We start from the raw sequence: 21,465 nt of genomic DNA on the forward strand, positions 1-21,465 counted from the left end.
TTGCAATAAATTATAACTGGCTTTCTTTTTCTGTCAGGCGCTCTTTCGCAGATTCTCATGAGTATTCTGAATTGCTTTTTCATTTTTATAATCAATCCATTTCTGACCTTTTACCTTTCGCATTAAAATATCAAAATAGCGCATAATAAGAACATTATAAACCGCCTTTGATAAATTGGTAATGTTTTTAGGAAAAGCCCTTAAACTCATCGAAAAACCGGGTGTGAGATACTTCATATAATGCCAGTATCCTTCCGGCATATACAACATTTCACCATGTTTTAGATTGGTGATGTAGCCTTCTGCATTTTGAAGAGCAGGAAACTTTTCGTAATCCGGATTGTCAAAATCAATGTCTTCTCTCGAAATCAAAGCGTGAGGTACTTTATACATAAATTTAGACTGGTCCGGTGGAAAAATCATACATTGCTTTTCTCCATGAAAGTGAAAATGCAGAATATTAGAATAGTCAATATCATAATGCATAAATACTTTCGAATTTTCTCCGCCAAAAAACAACATAGGCATTTGCTTTACCAGTTTTAAACCAATATCGGGCCAGAGAAAGTCATTGTTGAGAGAGGGTACTTCTTTCATCAAATTATAAAGAAAGATGCGGTAATTGGTAGGTTTTGATTCTAAAAGAGCAATATAGTCGCTCATTTTCATTTTTGTATGAGCTTCATTAAAACCATCTTCATGATTTACGGGTCTGTTGTCATACAAAGGGACAATGGTATCTCCGGCAATTTCATTAATATAGGATAATTTCCATTTATGATAAGCGGGCCATTCTTCGGTTAATTCTTCAATAACAACGGGGATCTGTTTTTTTACATATTGGGAAATAAAATCGGCTTTTGAGGTCTTTTTTACCCTTTCAATTTGTTTTAATTTCATATTCATAAATAAAAAAAAATTGCTTATAACTCAGTGGTATAAGCAATTTAAAAATATTTATCGAGATATATGTACTCTTTTACTTAAATTTTTGATTTGATCGAAGCATCAAGGTTTCTTTCAATTGTGTGTCCCGGTCTTGACCATTTAGGTTTTTCGCCCAATGAAGCAAATTGAGAATCAGCAGCTTCAACTGTTTTAGGCTGAGAAACTTTCGTAAATGGCTTTTGCGGAATCAAACCTAACATCTCGAACATTTTCATGTCTTCATGAACATCCGGATTTGGTGTAGTAAGTAATTTGTCACCAGCAAAAATAGAATTAGCACCTGCAAAAAAGCACATCGCTTGCCCTTCGCGGCTCATAGCCGTTCTTCCTGCAGATAAACGTACCTGAGTGTCCGGCATAATAATTCTTGTGGTAGCAACCATACGAATCATTTCCCAGATTTCAACTGGTTTTTCCTCTTCCATTGGAGTTCCTTCAACAGCAACCAAAGCATTAATTGGCACTGATTCAGGCTGAGGGTTTAAAGTCGAAAGAGCCACAAGCATTCCGGCCCTGTCTTCGATGCTTTCTCCCATACCAATAATTCCACCGCTGCAAACCGTAACATTCGTTTTACGAACATTTTCGATTGTTTGTATACGGTCTTCAAAACCACGGGTCGAAATGACATCTTTATAATATTCTTCAGAAGTATCCAGATTGTGATTGTAGGCGTATAAACCTGCTTCTGCCAAACGTTGTGCCTGATTTTCGGTAATCATACCCAGCGTACAGCAAACTTCCATATCCAGTTTGTTAATGGTACGAACCATTTCTAAAACCTGATCAAATTCTTCACCATCTTTTACGTTTCTCCAGGCAGCACCCATACAAACGCGGGATGATCCGTTTGATTTTGCACGTAAAGCCTGTGCTTTTACCTGACTTACACTCATTAAATCATTTCCTTCGACACCTGTGCTATAACGGGCAGCTTGCGGACAGTAACCACAATCTTCCGGACAGCCTCCGGTTTTGATAGAAAGTAAAGTAGAAACCTGAACAACGTTCGGGTCATGTTTTTGTCTGTGAATGGTTGCTGCTTCATATAGCAAGTCCATCATAGGTTTATTATAAATGGCGATTATTTCGTCTTTGGTCCAGTTGTGTTTGGTAATGCTCATAGATACATTGTTTTTGAAGCTTCAAAAGTAATTAAATTGTTCTAATCAGCAATATTGATTACTTAAATGAATATTTCACAGGTATTTTCAAAAAAGAAACACTCTAAAATCATATAATTGTAAATTTTTATGATTTTAGAGTGTTAAAAAGTTTGATTTATTTTTAAAAATTAATCTGCTGCATATTTGTTATTCCAATACAACATCATCATCAAAGTCACAATTACCGAAGAGGCGACCCCTTCAAATAATAAACAAATGCAATAGGTTGGAACTGATGGATTTCCTCCAAACATGAATGTTTCAGATAATGTTTTTACATAAGCATCTCCGCCTCTGGCATAACTATATATCAATAACCCAAAAACGCTTAATGCTACACCAACCACAGAAGTTGCCATTGCAGAAACGGCATTCGATACAAAATTGGTTTCACCTTCGTGAAGATTCATTCGCATCGTTTTATTTACGCCATAAAATATAAAAAACACATTAAGGGTACGTAAATAGAATAAATGAGCCAGACCTAAAACGTTCATCAATAAAAAATAAATGCCTATTCCGAGGAATATCAAAAAACCGTTGGTAATTTCTTTAGGTAATTTCATAGTGGTTATTTTTAAAGAAGTTAATAGTAAATGTTTGATAAACAGAATTCTATGTCAAATTTACTAAAAAAATAACTACGATGATTTGAAATTGGCGAAAAGTATATACATGCGCTTTCCTAAAGTTTACTTAAAAATGCCAAAGCATTTGTCTTGTCCTGATTTAATTGTGCTTTTAATAAATCAACCGATCCAAATTTTTGCTCCTCACGAAGATATTGCAATAAAGAAACCTCAATTTTTTGACCATAAATATCTGCATCAAAGTCAAATAAGTTTACTTCGATGGTTTGTTTTTGTCCGTTTACAGTAGGATTAAAACCAATATTCATCATTCCAAAAACTTCTTTTTCGTCTACTATTGCTTTTACAACATAAACTCCGTTTTTCGGAATTAATTTATAATCTTCCTCAATCTGAATATTTGCTGTTGGAAAACCAATAGTTCGTCCTAATTGTTTTCCTTTCACCACTTCACCGGATAAAAAATAAGCATAACCCAGGTATTCATTGGCCAAATCCATATTGCCTTCATTCAGTGCCTTTCTGATTTTGGTTGAACTTACCGAAACATCATGAATTTCCTGAGCAGAAATCTGTTCTACTTCAAAGCCATATTCGGCTCCAAAAGCAATTAAATCATCAATATTGGCTGTTCTGTTTCTTCCAAAACGATGATCGTGACCAATAATTATTTTCTGAATATGAAACTGATTTACTAAAATAGAATGAACAAATTCCTCAGCCGTTAACCTTGAAAAACTTTCGTTAAAAGGATGAATAACAAGATTTTCAATTCCCGTAGCTTCCAGAAGTTTTGTTTTTTCGGCAATCGTATTCAAAAGTTTGATTTCTGATTTTTCCTGTAAAACCATTCTGGGATGCGGAAAAAAGGTCAATACTAAACTTTCATATTTTCCGTTTTCTGTGTTCTGAGTTATTCGTTCCAGAATTTTTTTATGACCAATATGTACACCGTCAAAGGTACCAAGAGTTAAAATTGTTTTCTTGGTTGACTGAAAATCGTTTATAGAATGAAAGAGCTTCAAAACAAATAATTTAAGATGGTGCAAATTTATGGTATCTATTTTAAATTTTGTACTAAGCTCAATTGATTTTTAATGAGATTATATTTCTTTTTGTGAAAAAGGAGACGCTGGTCGGTCAAAAAGCATTAATTGTCGTAAATGTGTAAGAATTTAATTTAATTGACTTAATTTTGATAATCCAAACTCCAAACTATATGAAAAAACAACTACTTTTTTTATTGATTATTTTTTGTTGTGTAAACATCCATGCTCAAAGTGATGATTTGTGGCAAAAAGTAACATCTGATGCTACAGGCAAAAGAGGGAGTTTGTCTGATTCAGAAATATTATACTATAAGCTTAATTCAGATTTTCTAAAAGCAAAACTGGCTGCAACAACCAATAAATCATCTACCAGAAATACTGCTGAAATCACAATCCCAAATTCAAAAGGTGTTTTAGAAAGATTTACTGTTTGGGAATCTTCAAATTTTGAACCGGAATTACAAGCAAAATATCCTGAAATCAGAGCTTATGAAGGAAGCGGGTTAGATGATAAAACGGCTAAAATTCATTTTAGTGTAGCACCAATCGGAATACAAACGATGGTACTTCGTGCAGATAAGCCATCAGAATTTATAGAGCAAAATCAGGATGATAAATCCGGTTATGTTTTGTTTACCTCAAAGAACAGTGTTAATACGGCTTCGCGATTAGTTTGTAATGTTAAAGATGCTGCTAAAAACTCGAATAATACCACTGCAAAATCGGCTGCAAACAATAAAGTTTTTAAAACATTTAGACTGGCTCTTTCCTGTACAGGAGAATATACTGCTTTTTTTGGTGGTACAAAAGTTGGGGCGTTATCCGGAATGAATGCTTCTTTAACCAGAGTTAATGGTGTTTTTAATAAAGATCTGGCCGTAAAAGTAGTTTTGATTGCCAATAATGATGCAGTTATTTATACAGATCCCAAAACAGATCCTTATTCTGATGCTGCTAAAGGAGTATCAACAGATAATGATGGAAATGATTTTTGGAGTAAAGAAGTTCAGAGTACTTTAACCAGTGTAATTGGGGATGCAAATTATGACATTGGGCATTTATTTGGTGCTTCAGGCGGAGGTGGAAACGCAGCCTGTATAGGCTGTATTTGTGATAACCCGACACCTTCAGATGTTATCGGAAAAGGAAGTGCTTATACATCGCCATCTGACGGAAGACCTCAGGGCGATACTTTTGATATTGATTTTGTGGCACACGAAATGGGACATCAATTAGGAGGAAGTCATACTTTTTCTTTTGATGGGCGTGAACGAACAGGCTTAAATGTCGAACCTGGCAGCGGATCTACAATTATGGGTTATGCAGGAGTTTCAAAAGGTTATGATGTTCAGTCAAATTCAGATGATTATTTTACTTACGCCAGTATTTTACAAATTCAAAACAATCTTGCTTCAAAAAGCTGTGCAGTAAATATTCCATTAACAAATAATCCTCCTGTTGTAAATGCAGGTTCAGATTATACCATTCCAATTAGTACACCATTTGTCCTGACAGGAACAGGCTCAGATCCTGATGGTGATACGCTTACGTATACCTGGGAACAATATGATAGTGCTACATCGTCAACAACAACAAATAATAACAGTGTAGCTTATCCAACAAAACCTGATGGGCCGTTATTCAGATCTTTAAATCCGATAAGTTCACCGGTTCGTTATTTCCCGGCTTTAAATACAGTACTTCAAAATAAATTAACCACGACCTGGGAGTCTGTTTCGTCTATTGCAAGAACATTGCATTTTACTTTAACAGCAAGAGATAATGCAGCTTTAGGAACTGCTCAGACCAATACTGATTCGATGACCTTAAATGTAGTCACAACTGCAGGGCCGTTTGCGGTTACTTCTCAAAATACTGACGATATAGGCTGGCAAAAAGGATCATTCCAGACCATAACCTGGTCAGTAAACAATACCAATACCTTACAAGGCTCTTCAAATGTAAATATTAAATTATCTTTAGATGGAGGGTTGACATTTCCTATTATTTTAGCTTCGAATACACCAAACGACGGTTCCGAAACCGTTCAGATTCCAGCCAGTGTAGACGCTTCAACCAGTTGCAGAGTTATGGTTCAGCCAACAGGAAATGTTTACTATGCTATAAACAGTAAATCTTTTGCAGTTGGATATACTTCGACTACAACCTGCGATTCGTACAGTTTCGGAAATTCTTTTGATATTCCTTTTTCAACAAGTTTTACCACCAGAACTGTAAATGTACCGGCTTCAACCGGAACCGTTTCTGATGTAAATGTTTTAGTAAATGTAACACACGAAAGATTATCTGATTTCGAACTTCAAATGGTGAGTCCGCAAGGCACAATTGTGAATTTGTATAATAAAAGCTGCGGCGGTGTTCAGTCGACTTTGGCATTACAGTTTGATGATGCAGGAGTTGCTTTAGACTGCTCTAAAACGACAAGTCAAATTGTTGTTCCTGTTGATGCATTAAGTGCTTTTAATGGTCAAAGTCAGCAAGGAACCTGGACTTTTAGAGTTCGTGATGCCGTTACCGGTAATTTTGGAAAAATTAACTCTGCATCAGTAAATATTTGTAGTCAGACTTTTACCCTTGGAACCCCGGATTTACAAAACGTAGATTTTGTTCTCTATCCAAATCCAAATAAAGGGAGCTTTACAGTTCAGTTTCAAAGCGATTCCATAAACCGGGTTCAGGTTTATGTACATGATATTTTAGGTAAAAAAGTTTATTCTAATTCGTTTGATCCAACACCTTTCTTCAATCATAATATTCAGTTGTCTGATATAGCTTCAGGAATCTACCTTGTTACTGTAATTGATGGTGACAGAAGAACAGTTAAGAAAATAATAGTGAATTAAGCGATTCAACGCCAATTTTTTAAATTCCAAATTCCAGTGTTTTATAAACTAATATAGCCTGGAATTTGGAATTTATGTTTTATGAATTTGCCATTGCCATACAAACAATACTAATTTTAGCTCCCGGAATTTTTTGTAAAGCTCTCGAACACGCTTCAAGAGTAGCACCTGTAGTTAAAACATCATCAACAATCAAAAAATGTTTGTGTTGGTTTTCTTCTGCTGAAATCACATCAAATAAATTTTCAATATTATCAGATCTTCCTAAAAGGTTCTTTTTAGACTGGGTTTTAGAATAACTCTTTCGGTACAAAAGCGAATCGTTAAAGTCAATTTTTAAACCTTCGGCTAATGCCTTTCCAAAAGTAGTAACCTGATTATATCCCCTTTCTTTTAGTTTTCTTTTATGAAGCGGAACCGGAATTACAACGTCAAAAGGTGTTTCTAAGTTCAGTTCTTTCAAATCTTCCACATACCAGTTTCCCAGAACAGTTCCAATTTCTTCATGACCTCTGTATTTTAAATTATGAATGAGTTCCTGTACGATTCCTTTTTTGTTAAAATACAAAAGTGCCGATGCATATTCGATGGCAATCTTGCCGAAAAACTTTTTTACAGCTTCATTTTTTGCATCTAAATGATATTGAGTAAGAGGCATTTCATGACGGCAATGCGTACATAAAACGGTTTCGTTTACAATTAAAAGTGCGCGACATCCGGCACAAACTTTCGGGAAAAACAGGTTGATTATATAATTAAACACAAATAGAAAGAATTTAGTTACAAAAATAACGAAATCAATACTTCAATCTTTATAATTTTTCTTTTTTTTAAACGTACTTTTTATATTTTTGCATCACTATGGCAAAACAAGAAGATATATTTAAGAATGTGGTTTCGCACGCAAAAGAGTACGGATTTATTTTTCCGTCAAGCGAAGTATACGATGGATTAAGTGCAGTTTATGATTATGCACAAAATGGTGTCGAATTAAAGAAGAATATCCGTGAATATTGGTGGAAATCAATGGTTCAGATGAATGAAAATATTGTAGGCCTTGATGCCGCAATATTAATGCATCCAACTACATGGAAAGCTTCTGGTCACGTAGATGCCTTTAATGATCCGTTAATTGATAATAAAGATTCGAAAAAAAGATATAGAGCTGACGTTTTAGTTGAAGATTACGCTGAAAAGTTAAATCAAAAAGCTGAAAAAGAAATCGAAAAAGCAAAAGCCCGTTTTGGAGATGCTTTTAACAGAGAAGAGTTTGTTACGACAAATGCACGTGTTGTTGAATATCTTTCAAAAAGAAAAGAGATTCTGGAAAGACTTGCAAAAGGAATGAGCGAAGATCTTCAGGATGTAAAAGCCTTAATTGAAGAATTAGAAATTGCTGATCCTGAAACCGGTTCTAAAAACTGGACAGATGTAAAGCAGTTTAACCTAATGTTTGGTACTAAACTAGGAGCTTCTGCAGAGTCTGCAATGGATTTATATTTACGTCCGGAAACAGCACAGGGTATCTTTGTGAACTTTTTAAATGTTCAGAAATCAGGCCGTATGAAAGTTCCTTTTGGAATTGCTCAGACAGGTAAAGCGTTTAGAAACGAAATTGTTGCAAGACAGTTTATTTTCCGTATGCGTGAATTCGAACAGATGGAAATGCAGTTTTTTGTACGTCCGGGAGACGAAATGAAATGGTACCAACACTGGAAAGAAACCCGTTTAAACTGGCATTTATCTCTGGGACTAGGAAAAGAGAATTACCGTTTTCATGATCACGAAAAATTAGCACATTACGCAAATGCTGCTGCAGATATTGAATTTAATTTCCCTTTTGGTTTCAAAGAATTAGAAGGAATTCACTCCCGTACAGATTTTGACTTAAAAGCACATGAAGAATATTCAGGAAGAAAACTTCAGTATTTTGATCCGGAATTAAATGAAAACTATGTGCCATATGTAGTAGAAACTTCAGTTGGTTTAGATCGTATGTTCTTAGCGGTTTTTGCAACTTCATTAAAAGAAGAAACTTTAGAAGACGGTTCAACAAGAACAGTCCTAAAATTGCCGGCAGTGTTAGCGCCAACAAAAGCAGCGGTTTTACCGCTTGTTAAAAAAGACGGATTGCCTGAAATTTCAAGAAAAATAATCGAAGATTTAAAATGGGATTTCAATGTGGCATATGACGAAAAAGATGCAGTAGGTCGTCGTTACAGAAGACAAGATGCACTTGGAACTCCGTTTTGTATTACAGTAGATCATCAAACGCTTGAAGACGAAACGGTAACAATTCGTCATAGAGATAGTATGAAACAAGATCGAGTGAAAATTTCTGAATTGAAAGACATTATCGAAAACGAAGTTTCAATGAAAAACTGGTTGATGAAAATGTAATTTTCTTTATTAAAATCATATAAATCCCAAATTCCTTAACGGAGTTTGGGATTTTTTTAATCTTAAAATAAGTATTTGATCGGACTTTTTTGCATTTCATCCTTATGTGTTAACATTTTTTTGCAATGTATTAACAATGAAATTGCAGAATAACTGAAATTCGTATTTTTAATTGCGAATAAAATGCTAAACAGAATTTTTCAAAAAGTATTGATGAAACTAAATGGGCAATTGTAGGGGATTCATGAAAAATCAATAAAAATCAAAATTGAAAAAGTATTCGTATATTATAATTGATGATGATGCTGAAAGTGTTTTGAAAACTAAAACCATTGCAGAAGGGTTTTCAGAATTAACTTTTGTGGCGTCGGCTGGAAATTATCAGGATGGATTAAATTTGGTTTTAGAACACAGGCCTTCAATTGTTTTTCTAGAAATTGATCCCCTGGATATGTCCAGCAATCTGTCATTGAATCTGATAAACGAACTGTATCGGTTTTTGTCCCTTTTGCCTAAAATAATTATTACAACGGCTAAAAAAGAACTGGCTTTTGAGGCCATTCAATATGGTGTTTTTGATTATATATTAAAACCAATTGTATCAATAGATATATTAAAAACTATTTTGAAGCTAAAAAGAAACATTTTAGAAACCAATTTCCCTGAAACTAAAGAAATAGTTTCTTCAGTACTGCCGTTTACACAAACAACAACCATTGTTGAGCAGCCACTTATTATATGTATCAAATCTTATGGCGATTATCGCTATATCAATGCAGCTGATATTTGCTATTTTCAGGCCGATAATAACTCAACCGATATTTACCTGAGTTCCGGTGAAATGATAACTGCTTTTAAAACTTTAAAGCATTTTGAGAACATATTATCGTATCCTTTTATACGAATTCATAATAGTTATATCATTAACCGAAATTATATTTCGAGAATTCATAACGGAAACTCAGTTTGTTACATAAAAAACTCCTCTAAAAAGATTCCGTTTTCTAAAACTTATAAATCAAATGTCGATATAATTATCGCTGATTTTGTTGCAGGAAATTACTTAGAAGTCTAATAATTAAGTATTTACATTGATTTGGTGCCCATTGACTATCAATTGGGTATGGTTTACCACAAACTAGATTTTTTGTATAAATTTTTTTGAAATGTGGGTGTAGTTTTACACCATGATTAACAACAAGCAATCATATACCCATAACAAAAAAATCAAACATAAAACACCTCAGATCATGAAAAAGGCAGCTTTAACATTCGGATTATTCTCATTAGTAATGGTAGCAACTTCATTTGCTAACCCAACAAAAAGTGATACAAACAAAGGAATTCTAAATACTCTTGTTGATACAGATGGAAGTGGCGCGACAGGAAAACAGAAGAAAGGGGATTATTATCCAGGAAACAATCAAATAGATAATAAAGGAGAATTGAAATTTGACCGAGTTAATCAATCTGTTAGAACAGATAAGAAGGTAGATTAAATTTTAATTTTTATAAAGAATATCGCCAGGCTGTTAAATTTTTGACAGCCTTTTTTTATGTCTATAGTTTTAGTATTTTTGGTAAAACTCAAAGTCATAAATTGAAAGAAAAATCTCAAATATTATTGCTTTTATTCTTTGTTTTATTGGCATGTACCAAGAAAACAGAATTAGATAAAAGTATAACTTCGTCAGTAGATAGTCTTCCTACATATCTTTCATTAGCAAATGAAAATAATTTGCCTTTAGAAATTAAACAAAATTACTGCCGAAAAGCTTTAGAGATAATCTTAAGTCAAAAAGATGACTCACTTAATAAAGTAAACATTTTTAAAGTCGCTAATCGTTACTATAACATGAGCGATTGGAAATCCTATCTTCAAACAACGAAATTAGTTCTAGAAAGAGCACAAAATTCTAAAGATTCAGTACATATTGCTAAGGCATACATGTATTTAGGTGATTATTATGAATCTCAATCAATTTCAGATAGTGCTTTTATGAATTATTTTAAAGCAGAAAAGCTTTATTTAAAAATAAATGATCAATATAATTTAGCTAAAACTTTTTTAAACAAAGCAAGCCTACAATATAATGAAGGTGATTTTTTTGAAAGCGAAATAGCTGTTTTTAAGGCTTTAAGTAGTTTGAAGAAAAAACAAAAAGTAAATGACCTTTATTATGAAAGTTATAATCTTTTAGGAATATTGTATAATGAAAGAGAGGAGTATACCAAGGCATTAGAATTTCAAAATAAAGCTTTGGCAATCTTAGAAGACAAATCAATACTACCATTTTATCAATATAGAGCAGCTTCATTAAATAATATAGGCTTCATCTATATGAATATGCGGAATTACAAACAGGCTAAGTTTTTTTTTGAAAAAGGATTGGCTCAAAAAAATCTTTCTGAAGATAGAACAAGTCTATATGCAATTTTATTAGACAATCTGGGATATTCAAAATTTAAACTAAAAGAATCTGATAAATTGCCTGATTTGTTTTATAGATCTTTAAAGATTAGGGACAGTCTTGATCTTACTTCAGGAGTTATTTCCAGTAAGATCCATCTTTCCGAATATTATGCTTTTAAACAAGATACATTTAGAGCAATTCAGTTTTCAAAACAAGCACTAACCCTTTCCCGAGCATCCAATCAATTAGGTAATACCTTAGATGCTCTTAAACAAATTGCTAATGTTGATCCTCAAAATGCTCCGAAATACTCAAAAGAATATATAGGAATTAATGAAAAAATGGTGAAAGCAGAACGAAAAATGGGAGAAAAATTCTCTCGTATTGAGTACGAAACCAACGAAATAAAAGATCAAAACTCAAATTTACAAGAGAAAAATAAAACCTTAATTTATGTTTTTAGTATTTGTACTTTGATAGGATTGTTTTTCTATGTTTACAAAACGCAGCAGGCAAAAAATCGGGAGTTACTTTTCAAACAACAGCAGCAAATTGCCAATGAAGATATTTATAACCTGATGATTTCGCAGCAAAATGACATCGAACTCACTCGTATTAAAGAAAAGAAAAAAGTAGCTCAGGAATTGCATGATGGTGTTTTGGGCAGAATGTTTGGTGTTAGGATCAGTTTAGATAGTTTAGATAAAATAGATGAGGCTGAAGCTGCCGCCAAAAGGAAAAAATATCTAACCGAACTGAAACATATTGAAGAAGATATACGCGAAATTTCGCATGATCTAAACAGAGAAAAATCAGAATTAATTAATAATTTTGTAGCGATTTTAAACAAATTGTTTGAAAGTCAGCAAAACACGTACGAGGCAAAATTAATGACTTATTTCGATCCTCATATCAAATGGGATCTGGTGAGTAATACCATCAAAATTAATTTGTACAGGATTATCCAGGAAGCACTTCAGAATTGCAATAAATATGCAAATGCAAATACCATTACAGTCAAGTTTAAAAGCGAAATTGACTACTTGTTTTTATCAATCGAAGATGATGGAGTTGGTTTTAACACCAAGAGAACAAAAAACGGTATAGGATTGCATAATATAGAATACAGAGCGGCAGAATGTCACGGTACAGTAAACATAAAATCTGCTAAAGGGCAAGGAACGCTTTTGATAATAAAAGTTCCAATTGATCAAAAAATTAACCTACATACATAATGACAATTGATTCACAAACCCCCATTACGCAATTAATTAAGCGAAACATTTTAATTGTCGATGATCATCCCTTTATTATCGAAGGCTATAAAAATGCCATAACGCGTTATCATCCTAAAGAATATGAATTTCATATTTTGCAGGCTCATGATTGTAAATCAGGATATGATTTAATCGAAAACCAGCAAACCCCAACTTTTGATGTCGCTTTTCTGGATATAAGTATGCCCGCTTATGAAGAAAAGAATATATTTTCAGGAGAAGATCTGGCAAAACTCCTTATGGAGAAAATGCCCAATTGCAAAATTATTCTCCTGACCATGTATACCGAATTGCTAAAAATAAAAACAATTATCAGAACTATACGCCCCAATGGCCTGATTATAAAAAACGATCTCACGTTTGATGAATTGCTTTTTGCATTCGATAAAGTCATGAAAAATGATAAATATTACAGTCAGTCGGTACAAAAAATACTCAACCAGTCGGCTCATAATAAAATAGAGATTGACGAGTTCGACAAACAAATTTTGTTTCATTTGTCTAAAGGAACAGCGATAGAAGACATGCCGCAATACATTCCTATCTCTTTAAATGCGATCGAGAAACGTAAATCAAGTCTCAAAGAATTACTCAAAATAAAATCAGGTTCTGATGAAGAACTGATACGAAAAGCAAAAAGTAAAGGGCTTTTCTAATAAAAACAAAAACGACATCTCTACAGATGTCGTTTTTGTTTTTGAGATATTTAAAATTACTCGCTCAAAGCATCCCAACCGCGGGCTTTTAAGGCAATTTTTGTATTGGCACGGGTTACTAAATGAACTCCTTCGCTTTCGTCTGCCATATGACCAATAATAGAAAAATTTGGATTTCCTTTTATTTTGTCAAAATCGTTGATGTCAATAGTAAATAAAAGTTCATAATCTTCTCCGCCATTAATGGCAACTGTAGTACTATCGATATTAAATTCTTCACAAGTCGAAATAAATTGCGGATCTAACGGAAGTTTATCTTCATATAAATTACAACCTACTTTTGATTGTTTGCACAAATGAATAATCTCAGAAGATAATCCGTCAGAAATATCAATCATCGAAGTCGGTTTAATTTCAAGAGCATGCAATAAAGTACGAACGTCTTTGCGTGCTTCTGGTTTCAATTGGCGCTCAATTAAATAGCTGTACATATCCAGGTCAGGCTGACTGTTTGGGTTAACCTGAAACACCTGTTTTTCACGTTCTAAAACCTGTAATCCCATATACGCAGCACCAATATCACCGGTTACCACAAGTAAATCGGTTTGTTTGGCACCATTTCTATAGACAAGTTCTTCTTCATTTGCTTCACCAATTGCAGTAATGCTAATAATTAATCCTTTTTGTGATGAGGTTGTGTCTCCGCCAATAACATCAACTTTATACTCTTTTGAAGCATGTGAAATCCCTTCAAACAATTCTTCTAAGGCTTCTAACGGAAAACGATTAGAAACAGCCACAGAAACCGTTATTTGAGTTGGTTTGGCATTCATGGCACAAATATCAGACAGGTTTACAACAACTGCTTTGTAGCCCAAATGTTTTAAAGGCATATAAGCCAAATCAAAATGCACACCTTCAATCAATAAATCAGTAGAAACGACTACTTTTTTATCCTTGAAATCCAGAACTGCAGCATCATCGCCTATACTTTTTATGGTAGATTCCTGAGTGACATCAAAATTTTTGGTTAAATGGTCAATTAAGCCAAATTCACCTAATTGCGCTATACTGGTACGTTGCGGATTTTTATCTTCGATCATTTCTTTTAAGTTCCAAAGTTTCTAAGGCGCAAAGGTACAAAGGTTTTATCTAATTTATGAAAATGTTATCCCGGATCGCCCTATTTGCTTGTAAACACTTGTAAAAGTGCATCTTTGTAACAGAGGTAAAAAATAATTGAAATGTTTTTTTTCCTGTTGACAAACTGTTGTCACCGACCCTCAATACTTTTGAAGTATTAAAATATTAAAAATTAAAAACTATGAAAACATTAGCTGCTCAAGTGATCACTCCTGAAGATTTATTAAAACACTGGCAAGGTCACCGTGCCCTTACACGTCGTGTAATTGAGGCATTTCCTGAAAAAGATTTCTTCGAATTTTCAATAGGAGGAATGCGTCCTTTTGCTAAACTAGCCGATGAACTTTTAGCAATTGCAGTTCCTGGACTTAAAGGAATTGTAACTAAAGAAGTAAAACCATTCACAGAAGAAGCATCAGAAAAACTGATTTTTAAAGCGCAATATCTTGAAAAATGGGACGAAGCAACTGCAGAAATTAATCAGTATTGGGAAAAATTATCTGTCGAAGATTTTAATGAAACATTTAATCTTTTTGGTCAGTATGAATTTCCGGTAATTCAGAATATTTTGTATTTTGTTGATAACGAGGTACATCACCGCGGACAAGGATATGTGTATTTAAGAGCATTGGGAATTGATCCTCCTTTTTTCTGGGAAAGATAATGAGGCTTGCATTTCACTAAGAATTAAAATTCAAAGACTATGAGTTTAAAAAAGATAATGTCAAATTATGCAGATTACAATTTGTGGGTAAATCAACAATTTGTGAATTGGCTCTCAGTTAAATCTGATGAATTGCTTTATGCCGAAGTGCCTTCGAGCTTTTCAGGTATATTAAAAACACTTGATCATATCTGGGGAACCGAAGAATATTGGTTTTCTGTTATTTCTGAAACTGTAATGACAAAAAAGAAAGAGTTAAGCGAGTTGTCAAAAGAAGAAATATTTGCAGGATTATTAAACTCATCTGCTAAACTTGTAGATTTAATTCATTCATTATCTGATGATGATTTAATGAAAGAAGTCAAAATTGTTAACCCTTGGTTTGAATGCGAACTGCCTGTTTCTGATTATTTGATACAGGTTATTAATCACGGTACTTATCATAGAGGCCAAATTGTAACAATAGGCAGAAGTATAGGAATTACTGATGCCTCAAATACAGATTATAATTTTTATAATGTAATCAAAACACAGAAATAGCAAAAAAACTCCCAAAGAACGAAATTCTTTTTGGGAGTTTTTTTATGTAAGTCTCTTTTTATAATTTTCAAGTAATTCCAGTATTCTGGTTTTGAGTTTTTCAGGTTCCAGAATTGTGGCATAATCACCAAACATCAGAAACCATCTCGGAAACCCTTCCTGAATGTCGCGTGACATAAAAGTCATTTCTACCTGATCTCCAGCCTCTTTTTCAGAAACATACCCATGATATTTTTGCTCATACCGAAGATAATTCAGGATTTTTTTGGAAACTAAAATCCGGACTTTTGTTGTTGGGATTGTTTCGTTTTTCTTTAAATATGTTTCTAAAGAATCATGTTCGATCGTAAAATCACATTCTGTTTTCTGAATTCCCTGAATCCTGTCTGTTCTAAATTGTCTGTAATCTTGTCGTAAGTGACAATAGCCCAGAAAATACCAATTGTTGTTATCGTGAAAAACACCAACAGGTTCAATATTTCGATGACTTGGTTCTGCTGACTCAAGGGTTTTATAGGATAGCAGGATTTGCTTTTTCTCGGCAATACTTTCAAATAAAAGCACAAGAGTATTAGGTGATTTATCGTGAAATAAGGGTCCGGCGGTTTGCATGACAACTCTCGACTCAATATTCGAAACCCAATCCTTATCAGAACTTTTTAAAACCGATTTTAATTTAAACATCGCCGAAGCATAATGTGAACCAAGAGAAGGATCAGTAAATTTTTGCATGAGTTTTTCAGCAGCAATAAAACTGCTTACTTCCTCACGGGTAAACATAACGGGTGGCAATCTGTAACCATCCATCAAAGCATATCCAACACCTGCCTCGCTGTAAATAGGAACTCCCGAAGCTTCTAAAGTCCTGATGTCTCTGTAAATCGTTCTTAAACTCACCTCAAAGCGGTTTGCCAATTCCTGAGCCTTTACAATTTTTTTAGATTGTAACTGAATAAGAATAGCAACAATACGGTCAAATCGTTTTGGGGTTTCGTCAAGCATTTTTATGAGTTAATATGATTTTGAATTGTTGAGGTTTTGAGAATCAAAGATACAAAGGTTGAAAATGAATAGAAATAAAAAAGCTGTCCCAAATTGAGACAGCTTTTCGATATGTGATTCTTTATAAACCTAAAATCGGTATAAAAGTCCAAATTGTGGCTGATCAAAAATGTTTTCAAATAAATTAATGTTTAAATTAAAAGTATCTGATGATTTACCATTTTCTGGTGCAACGCTGTTGTATGCCAATACATTCGCAAGTGTAAAAGTTACCGCAACATTTTTGGTCACAAAATAATTCAGACCTACAGTAATATCTGCTGTAATACTGTTACTGGTATCACTGTTTGGCGGAGTTTCGATTTTATTACGTCCGTAACCTAAACCAGCTTCAGCAAAAGCTTTAAAACGTTTTTTGTCTAATTCTAAAAAGTAATAGCGTGCAAAAGCGCCAACTCCAAATACATTTGTTTTGACATTCGTAGCTTCTACTTTTTCACTAGAGTAATTTAGTTTTGCCCCAACAGCAAATTTATCATTCAGCAGATAACCAAATTTTGGACTAAATCCGTAATAATCTGAGTCACCGCCAGTACTAATTTTTATAGAACCTTCGAGGAACATGTCTCCGCTTTGAAAAGTAATGCCTTTGGCAGAATGCATTTCAGAGTCAACTTCAGCCTGTTGTGCATTGGCAAATGAAAAAGTTAACATTGATACAATAATTAAAAATTTAGTTTTCATAATAGTAATTTTTATGGTTGTAAGATTAAAGTTATGTTTTTAATGTTAAAACCTTAGAGTTACTAATCGAATGAATTAAAATTCAATTTATTGAGTTAATAATCCTACTTTTTTATAAGTATTTACCTGTTTATTTTGGATAATTAATTAAGGATTTTTTATAAGTAATGAGGTTTACAAGAAAGGAAGAAATACTTTTTTTCAATAAAAAACCTGACAATTTTCATCATCAGGTTTCTCTATAATCTTGTTTCTTTATTCTTAATAAAAAAATCTAGTCATTCAATTTCAAAACAGCCATAAATGCTTCTTGCGGAATCTCAACGTTTCCTACCTGACGCATACGTTTTTTACCTTTTTTCTGTTTTTCAAGTAATTTACGCTTACGCGAAATATCTCCACCATAACATTTTGCGGTAACGTCTTTACGAAGTGCTTTAATCGTTTCACGGGCAATAATCTTAGCACCAATTGCAGCCTGAATCGGGATGTCGAATTGTTGTCTTGGGATTAACTCACGTAATTTCTCGGTCATTTTTTTGCCGATGTTGTACGCGTTATCTTCGTGAATCAAAGCAGAAAGAGCATCAACCGTTTGTGCATTCAAAAGAACATCCAGTTTTACCAGTTTCGAAGTTCTCATTCCGATAGGAGAATAATCAAAAGAAGCATAACCTTTAGAAACAGTTTTTAAACGATCGTAAAAATCGAATACAATTTCGGCCAATGGCATATCAAAATTCAATTCAACACGTTCTGTAGTCAAATACGTTTGATTGGTAATTACACCACGTTTTTCGATACACAAACTCATTACGTTTCCAACAAAGTCAGATTTAGTAATAATTGTTGCTTTGATATATGGTTCTTCAACTCTGTCCAGTTTTGAAGGTTCTGGCAAATCTGAAGGATTATTTACAATTAATGCTTTTTCTGGTTCTTTTTTAGTGTAAGCCAGATACGAAACGTTAGGAACTGTAGTAATTACAGTCATGTCGAATTCGCGCTCTAAACGTTCCTGGATAATCTCCATGTGAAGCATTCCTAAGAATCCGCAACGGAAACCAAATCCTAACGCCGCAGAGCTTTCAGGAGTAAATACTAACGAAGCATCATTCAACTGTAATTTCTCCATTGATGAACGTAAATCTTCATAATCTTCAGTATCTACAGGATAAATTCCGGCAAATACCATTGGTTTTACGTCCTCAAAACCAGTAATCATATTTGTTGTAGGTACTTTTGCATCGGTAATAGTATCACCTACTTTTACTTCGCGTGCTTCTTTAATTCCTGAAATTAAATAACCAACATCTCCGGCAGAAACTACACTTTTAGGAACTTGGTTTAATTTTAGAGTTCCAATTTCATCAGCAAAATACTCATTGTCCGTAGCCATGAATTTAATTTTTTGCCCTTTTTTAATTTCACCGTTTACAACTCTAAAAATTACTTCAATTCCACGAAACGGATTGTAAACCGAGTCAAAAATCAAAGCTTGTAATGGTTCATCAGGATTTCCTTTCGGAGCTGGAATTTTTTCAATAATGGCAGCTAAGATATTTTCAACACCAAAACCTGTTTTTCCGGAAGCATGAATAATATCCTCTAATTTACATCCTAATAAATCGATAATATCATCACTAACTTCTTCAGGATTAGCACTTGGTAAATCTACTTTATTTAAAACCGGAATAATTTCCAGATCATTTTCTAAAGCTAAATATAAGTTTGAAATTGTTTGTGCCTGAATGCTTTGTGCAGCATCAACAATCAAAAGTGCCCCTTCGCAGGCAGCAATAGATCGTGAAACCTCGTATGAAAAGTCAACGTGACCAGGAGTATCAATCAAATTTAAAATATATTCCTCGCCTTTGTACGTGTATTCCATTTGAATGGCGTGACTTTTAATGGTAATTCCACGCTCACGCTCCAGGTCCATGTTGTCAAGCAATTGAGCTTTTTCTTCACGAGCTGTAACCGTTTGTGTAGCGCCCAATAATCGGTCTGCCAATGTACTTTTACCGTGGTCAATGTGTGCAATAATGCAAAAGTTACGTATCTTCTTCATTTTAATATATAAATTCTCTATCTCGAGTTTAAGTCTTTTTGGGTATAAATGGCACTACAGCAATTGCTTTAGCACATGTTATTAAGGCGCAAAGATAGCGCAAAGTTTTGGATTCTGAAGTGTAGTTGCCCGATAGTTAGATTTTGAAATTCAAAATCACTTCTAAAATTCAAAATTGAATCCTTTTTCTGTTAATTTCTTGTAGATTTCGGGATCAAATTTGTAAAGTTTTGCGGCCCTGTGCGAAACATCCTGTTGCTTTTCGTCAAGCGCAACCAGTAATTTCATATGTAAAATTTTTCGTCTAAAATTAGATTTGTCCAGTTCGATACCTAATATTTCTTCATACAGCTGCATTAATTGCAAAAGAGCAAACTTTTCAGGTAAAAGATTAAAACCAATAGGAGCCTGACGAACCCGATTACGCAATTGTGTCAGACTAAAATCCAGAATTTCGTTATGATCAAAAATTAAATTTGGAACATCTTTAATTTTAAACCATTTTGCCTCGGTTACAGCAACACTCGCTTTTATATTATAATCTTCACGATTAACCAGAGTATAATAACCAATAGTTACCACACGTCTTTCTAATACACGATTAGGATTTGTAAAAGCTTTTAACTGCTCCAGATATATATTATGCAGACTGGTAAGTTCGTATACAATTCGGTGAGCGGCATCATCTGCACTTTCCTCTTTTTTCATGTAACCTCCCAAAAGTCCCCATTTTCCAATGCTTTCACCCTCGGCATGCTGTACCAGTAAGACTTCAAGGCTGGATTTATTAAAACTAAATATAACGCAATCGATCGTAATGCCATCTATGGCAGGTTGTTGAATATCTGATGTTGTTAAAGGTTCGAATGCCATGCTATTATAAGAGAATATTAAAACTCAAAATTAAATCCTTTCTCAGTAAGTTTATTATAAATCGCAGGGTCAAATTTATACAATTTTGCAGCCCTGTGAGAAACGTCCTGTTGCTTTTCTTCCAGTGCTACCAAGAGTTTCATATGCAGAATTTTTCGTCTAAAGTTTGATTTGTCCATCTCTACACCTAGTATTTCTTCATACAAATGCATCAGTTGTAATAACGTAAACTTTTCGGGCAGAAGGTTAAAACCAATTGGCGCCTGACGAACTCTGTTGCGCAGATTTTTTATACTATAAGACAAAATCTCGTTATGATCATAAATCAAATTTGGAATACTGTCAATCTTATACCATTTTGCATCAGAAGCAGTAAAACCGGCTTTAATGTTATAATCTTCACGTTTAACCAAAGCATAATAGCCAATAGTAATAACACGACGAAGCGGGAAACGATCCGGATCTCCAAATGCCTTCAATTGTTCCAGATAAATATTATCCAGTCCCGTAAGTTCATTTAGAAGCCTGTGTGCTGCATCATCAGTACTTTCTCTTTTATAAATCCATCCACCCGGAAGTCCCCATTTTCCTTTACTGATTCCTTCTGCATGCTGAACCAAAAGTACTTCCAGACTTCCCTTATCAAAACCAAACACAACACAGTCAATCGTGATTGCATTCATTGCATTCTGCTCAGTATTTGCAATAGCCCCGGTCTCTGCTTTCTTAGCCATATACGAAATTAATTTTGACAAATTAAACAAATAAAATGCATAACTGCCGTTGTTGGTCACTTAATAATTTTTTAACAGTTCAAAAACATGACAGTCAGTTGTTTGCGATTTGTTAAGTAAAATAACAAAAAAAGCAGAAACTTCTTAAAGAATTGAATGTCAAAATTATAGTCTGGTATTTCATGTGTCATTTCCTGATTCAGTTTAGGATTCAAAGTTATTGTATTGCTAAAAATGAATCCCAATAAATCAGAATAGAAAAAAAATAACCTTAATATTTTGCTAAAATAGAAAAAAAGTTTTACACTTGTAGTCAAATATACCATAAGA

Annotated in this window: 19 protein-coding genes; 8 read left to right on the forward strand and 11 right to left on the reverse strand. The window is 33.8% G+C overall.

Features of this window, described 5'->3' with window-relative positions:
• Window positions 1–33: 33 nt before the first annotated feature.
• From A4F88_RS07585 to A4F88_RS07600, 4 genes are all read right to left on the reverse strand, one after another.
• Window positions 34–900, reverse strand: a complete 867-nt coding sequence (locus tag A4F88_RS07585) for a cupin-like domain-containing protein (protein WP_068842321.1) — start codon at window positions 898–900, stop codon at window positions 34–36.
• 83 nt (window positions 901–983) lie between these two features.
• On the reverse strand, window positions 984–2,072 hold the full coding sequence (bioB, locus tag A4F88_RS07590; RefSeq protein WP_068841972.1) for a biotin synthase BioB: 1,089 nt from the start codon (window positions 2,070–2,072) through the stop codon (window positions 984–986).
• Between the two features lie 170 nt (window positions 2,073–2,242).
• Window positions 2,243–2,680 carry a hypothetical protein gene (locus A4F88_RS07595; protein WP_068841973.1) on the reverse strand — a complete coding sequence of 146 codons (438 nt, stop codon included), beginning with the start codon at window positions 2,678–2,680 and terminating at the stop codon, window positions 2,243–2,245.
• A 119-nt stretch (window positions 2,681–2,799) separates the two neighbouring features.
• Complete coding sequence (locus A4F88_RS07600; protein WP_068841974.1) at window positions 2,800–3,729, reverse strand: bifunctional riboflavin kinase/FAD synthetase; 930 nt, start codon at window positions 3,727–3,729, stop codon at window positions 2,800–2,802.
• 194 nt (window positions 3,730–3,923) lie between these two features.
• Here A4F88_RS07600 and A4F88_RS07605 point away from each other — a divergent pair, with 194 nt between their 5' ends.
• Window positions 3,924–6,617 carry a zinc-dependent metalloprotease gene (locus A4F88_RS07605; RefSeq protein ID WP_068841975.1) on the forward strand — a complete coding sequence of 898 codons (2,694 nt, stop codon included), beginning with the start codon at window positions 3,924–3,926 and terminating at the stop codon, window positions 6,615–6,617.
• A gap of 79 nt (window positions 6,618–6,696) precedes the next feature.
• Here A4F88_RS07605 and A4F88_RS07610 read toward each other — a convergent pair whose 3' ends face one another.
• Complete coding sequence (locus A4F88_RS07610) at window positions 6,697–7,380, reverse strand: ComF family protein (RefSeq protein ID WP_068841976.1); 684 nt, start codon at window positions 7,378–7,380, stop codon at window positions 6,697–6,699.
• 98 nt (window positions 7,381–7,478) lie between these two features.
• Here A4F88_RS07610 and A4F88_RS07615 point away from each other — a divergent pair, with 98 nt between their 5' ends.
• From A4F88_RS07615 to A4F88_RS07635, 5 genes are all read left to right on the forward strand, one after another.
• Window positions 7,479–9,017 (forward strand): glycine--tRNA ligase, encoded by a 1,539-nt coding sequence (locus tag A4F88_RS07615; protein WP_068841977.1) that lies wholly within the window; start codon window positions 7,479–7,481, stop codon window positions 9,015–9,017.
• 268 nt (window positions 9,018–9,285) lie between these two features.
• Window positions 9,286–10,092 carry a LytR/AlgR family response regulator transcription factor gene (locus tag A4F88_RS07620; RefSeq protein WP_068841978.1) on the forward strand — a complete coding sequence of 269 codons (807 nt, stop codon included), beginning with the start codon at window positions 9,286–9,288 and terminating at the stop codon, window positions 10,090–10,092.
• A gap of 112 nt (window positions 10,093–10,204) precedes the next feature.
• Complete coding sequence (locus tag A4F88_RS07625) at window positions 10,205–10,516, forward strand: hypothetical protein (RefSeq protein ID WP_068841979.1); 312 nt, start codon at window positions 10,205–10,207, stop codon at window positions 10,514–10,516.
• Between the two features lie 101 nt (window positions 10,517–10,617).
• Window positions 10,618–12,666, forward strand: coding sequence for a tetratricopeptide repeat-containing sensor histidine kinase (locus A4F88_RS07630; RefSeq protein ID WP_082815735.1), 2,049 nt, complete (start codon window positions 10,618–10,620; stop codon window positions 12,664–12,666).
• Window positions 12,666–13,364 carry a response regulator gene (locus A4F88_RS07635; protein ID WP_068841980.1) on the forward strand — a complete coding sequence of 233 codons (699 nt, stop codon included), beginning with the start codon at window positions 12,666–12,668 and terminating at the stop codon, window positions 13,362–13,364. The genes A4F88_RS07630 and A4F88_RS07635 overlap by 1 nt, the downstream gene beginning before the upstream one ends.
• A gap of 56 nt (window positions 13,365–13,420) precedes the next feature.
• Here the strand turns inward: A4F88_RS07635 and thiL are convergent, their stop codons facing one another.
• Window positions 13,421–14,467: a thiamine-phosphate kinase gene (thiL, locus tag A4F88_RS07640; protein ID WP_068841981.1), complete on the reverse strand. Its 1,047-nt coding sequence runs from the start codon at window positions 14,465–14,467 to the stop codon at window positions 13,421–13,423.
• Between the two features lie 221 nt (window positions 14,468–14,688).
• Here thiL and A4F88_RS07645 point away from each other — a divergent pair, with 221 nt between their 5' ends.
• Together A4F88_RS07645 and A4F88_RS07650 are read left to right on the forward strand one after the other, a co-directional pair.
• Window positions 14,689–15,171, forward strand: a complete 483-nt coding sequence (locus A4F88_RS07645) for a DinB family protein (protein WP_068841982.1) — start codon at window positions 14,689–14,691, stop codon at window positions 15,169–15,171.
• 39 nt (window positions 15,172–15,210) lie between these two features.
• Entirely contained in the window at window positions 15,211–15,711 is a 501-nt protein-coding gene (locus A4F88_RS07650) for a DinB family protein (RefSeq protein ID WP_068841983.1), read from the forward strand.
• 42 nt (window positions 15,712–15,753) lie between these two features.
• Here the strand turns inward: A4F88_RS07650 and A4F88_RS07655 are convergent, their stop codons facing one another.
• From A4F88_RS07655 to A4F88_RS07675, 5 genes are all read right to left on the reverse strand, one after another.
• Entirely contained in the window at window positions 15,754–16,713 is a 960-nt protein-coding gene (locus A4F88_RS07655) for a helix-turn-helix transcriptional regulator (protein ID WP_068841984.1), read from the reverse strand.
• Window positions 16,714–16,842: 129 nt separating this feature from the next.
• Entirely contained in the window at window positions 16,843–17,457 is a 615-nt protein-coding gene (locus A4F88_RS07660; protein WP_068841985.1) for an outer membrane beta-barrel protein, read from the reverse strand.
• A 274-nt stretch (window positions 17,458–17,731) separates the two neighbouring features.
• Window positions 17,732–19,528 carry a translation elongation factor 4 gene (gene lepA, locus A4F88_RS07665; RefSeq protein WP_068841986.1) on the reverse strand — a complete coding sequence of 599 codons (1,797 nt, stop codon included), beginning with the start codon at window positions 19,526–19,528 and terminating at the stop codon, window positions 17,732–17,734.
• A gap of 162 nt (window positions 19,529–19,690) precedes the next feature.
• Window positions 19,691–20,401 (reverse strand): NUDIX hydrolase, encoded by a 711-nt coding sequence (locus A4F88_RS07670; RefSeq protein WP_068841987.1) that lies wholly within the window; start codon window positions 20,399–20,401, stop codon window positions 19,691–19,693.
• A 17-nt stretch (window positions 20,402–20,418) separates the two neighbouring features.
• Complete coding sequence (locus A4F88_RS07675; RefSeq protein ID WP_068842323.1) at window positions 20,419–21,135, reverse strand: NUDIX hydrolase; 717 nt, start codon at window positions 21,133–21,135, stop codon at window positions 20,419–20,421.
• Window positions 21,136–21,465 lie beyond the last annotated feature (330 nt).

It is taken from the genome of Flavobacterium chilense (assembly GCF_001602525.1).
Lineage (GTDB): Bacteria > Bacteroidota > Bacteroidia > Flavobacteriales > Flavobacteriaceae > Flavobacterium > Flavobacterium chilense.